The organism is Bullifex sp., assembly GCF_034103065.1.
Classification (GTDB): domain Bacteria; phylum Spirochaetota; class Spirochaetia; order Sphaerochaetales; family Sphaerochaetaceae; genus Bullifex.
The window spans coordinates 1-2,678 of the sequence record NZ_JAXEGN010000113.1 but is presented as its reverse complement, the minus strand read 5'-3'; the positions used below and the strand labels follow the sequence as shown (position 1 = coordinate 2,678).

The following is a 2,678-nucleotide window of genomic DNA, read 5'->3' as shown; positions in this document are numbered from 1 at the left end:
AAAGAATGCTTTAACCAAATGGCTTGGGATTTTAAATACGGCAATGAATTTAATACAGCAGTTGAAAATGATATTATTTCATCCCTAGAGCCTTATTACATTGAAGGTTTAACACTTCTTGGTGGGGAGCCAATGGAAGTTGAAAACCAAGAAGTCCTTCTACCATTTTTAAAACGCGTAAGAGACAAATATCCAAATAAATCAATTTGGGTTTACTCAGGTTTTACATTTGAAGAATTAATGGGTATAACACCTTCAAGAGCGGCTACAGGAACTGCTAAAGAAATTTTGCAGCTCTGTGATGTTCTTGTCGATGGTCGCTTTATTCTAGAAGAAAAAGATATTTCACTACAATTTAGAGGAAGTAGAAATCAAAGACTAATAGATTTAAAATCCACCTTTGCGCAAAATCAGATTATAATTTGGAAAGATTGTAGAATAGGAGTTTAATCATGACTTGTCATAATAGTGCAAAGAAAGGTGAAATAGCTAAATCAGTATTGATGCCAGGTGACCCTAAAAGAGCTAAATTTATTGCTGAAAATTTCTTAGAGGAAATTAAGCTTGTAAATGAAGTTAGAGGGGCTTTAGCATACACAGGTAAATATAAAGGTAAAGAAGTATCTGTTATGGCAAGTGGCATGGGCGATGGGTCTATGGGTATTTATTCTCATGAACTTTTTAATGAGTACGATGTTGATAGAATAATCAGAGTAGGTTCTGCCGGGGCATTAAGTGATGATTTAAAGCTTGGTGATGTTATTGCAGCTCTCTCAGCAAGTACTGATTCAGGATACCTTAATCACTATAATTTCCCAGGAGTCTTTGCGCCTACTGCTTCTGCTGCACTTGTAAAAAAGCTTATTAAGCTTGATGATTCAATAATTCTTGGACCAATTTATTCAACTCCAGTATTTTACTGTGATAATGAGTATTTTGAACCTTGCAAGAAGATGGGCATGCTTGCTATTGAAATGGAAGCAGCTGCACTTTATGCAAATGCAGCAGAATTACATAAAGATGCAATTTGTCTCTTAACTATCTCTGATATCATTGGTAAAGAAGAAAATATGACACCAAAAGAAAGAGAAGAGACATTTACCAAAATGATAAATCTCGCACTTGAATTAGCAATTAGTTTTTAATCTATTAGCAGGCTAAATGCCTGCTATATTATATTTGTCCCATCCATTTACGACTTTTAAATATAATAAGTCCAATTAATAGACGTACACACTCCTCTAAGCTTAAAGTAAAATAAATTAACCATATTGGAAGATTTAATACAAAAGCAGCAATTAAACCAAGTGGAACACCAATACACCAAGTTCCAAAGATATCAATTAGTGCTATAAAATGAGTTTTTCCACCACTACGAAGTATTCCATTACCAAGCGTCATATTTAATACTTTAACAGGTGCAAATAGAGCAAATATACATATTATATATATAGCCATTTGTCTAACTTCAGGTTCAACATTAAATAGTTTTACATATAGCGATGCTGTTAATACTACTATTGCACTTAATATTAGAGAACCGATTAATGCAGTAAACAATAACTTCTTACCACTTTCATACGCTCTAGCACTATCATTAGCACCAAGATATTTACCAACTATAATTCCGGTTGCAGATGAAACACCAGTAAGAGCTCCAATTACTAATGATACTATAGGGTTCATTAATGTCATTGCTGCACACTGCTGTGTTCCTACATGACCATATATACCGCCATAAATATTTTCACCTAGAACCCACATAAATTCAGATATAAACAGAGGAAGTAATATTAGAACAAATGGTTTTAACTCTTTTATTGTTGAATACACACTCTTAATTAAGCCTCTATTTTTACTATATTTAATAAAGTAATATAGAAGCATAATAGCAGAAACTACTTGGGCGATAACACTTGCAAAGGCAGCTCCTATGACTCCTAGTTTTGGAATAGGACCCATACCAAAAATTAAAACATAGTTTAAGAGCGTATTTATAACCATACTCATTATTCCCGCATAAAGTGGTTCTTTCGCATGGTCTATGCATCTAAGATATGTTGAAAACATTGTAGTTAACGAAAGAAAGATAAAGCTTAAGGAGTAAATTCGTAAGTATGATGAAGCGATTTCAACCATTTGACTATCAGTTGAGTAAAGACTCATTATCTTCGTTGGAATAATATTACTCAATGCCATAAAAATAAAAGCAATAACAGAAGTAATTAAGAAGTTAGTATAAAAGCCTTTTCCTTCATCCTTGCTATCCTTTTTTCCAATTGCTTGAGCAATAATAATTCCTGCGACTGCACCAAATGTGTTAATCATAACAGAGAAAATTCCGATGAACTTTCCAGTTAAACCAATTGCTGCAATACTGCTACTTCCAAGCTGACCAGTCATTAATTGGTCAACAACATTGAAAGATGCATAAAAAATACCTTGCAATGTGATAGGAAGGGCTAATGATAAAAGTTCCTTCCTAAATTCTTTTTTATCTATGAGCTTTTGTTTTTCCATATAATATTGCTTATCAACAATAAAAGAAAAACTCTACAGGTTAAATTCATAACCTAAAATTATTTTTTAATCACACTTTCTCTTTCAACAACACTCACTGGAATAACAATATTTTTAGTTAAAAGTGGATTATCCTCTGCCTCATTTACAAGATCAAA

3 protein-coding genes are annotated in these 2,678 nt (G+C 32.8%); 2 read left to right on the top strand and 1 reads right to left on the bottom strand.

The annotated features are described in order from the left end of the window. Both nrdG and deoD read left to right on the top strand, forming a co-directional pair. Window positions 1-450, top strand: a 450-nt coding sequence (gene nrdG / locus SOY52_RS04470; protein WP_320847780.1) for an anaerobic ribonucleoside-triphosphate reductase activating protein, incomplete at its 5' end; no start/stop codon positions are given. Between the two features lie 2 nt (window positions 451-452). Beyond that, window positions 453-1,145: a purine-nucleoside phosphorylase gene (deoD, locus tag SOY52_RS04465; RefSeq protein ID WP_320847779.1), complete on the top strand. Its 693-nt coding sequence runs from the start codon at window positions 453-455 to the stop codon at window positions 1,143-1,145. A 28-nt stretch (window positions 1,146-1,173) separates the two neighbouring features. On the opposite strand, the gene SOY52_RS04460 is transcribed toward deoD, so the two are convergent. Next, complete coding sequence (locus SOY52_RS04460; RefSeq protein ID WP_320847778.1) at window positions 1,174-2,520, bottom strand: MATE family efflux transporter; 1,347 nt, start codon at window positions 2,518-2,520, stop codon at window positions 1,174-1,176. Between the last annotated feature and the right edge of the window lie 158 nt (window positions 2,521-2,678).

What these genes read in the sequence shown, in the direction of transcription:
- deoD (WP_320847779.1), top strand. Translation starts at nt 453, where the DNA reads ATGACTTGTCATAATAGTGCAAAGAAAGGTGAAATAGCTAAATCAGTA.
- SOY52_RS04460 (WP_320847778.1), bottom strand. Translation starts at nt 2,520, where the DNA reads ATGGAAAAACAAAAGCTCATAGATAAAAAAGAATTTAGGAAGGAACTT.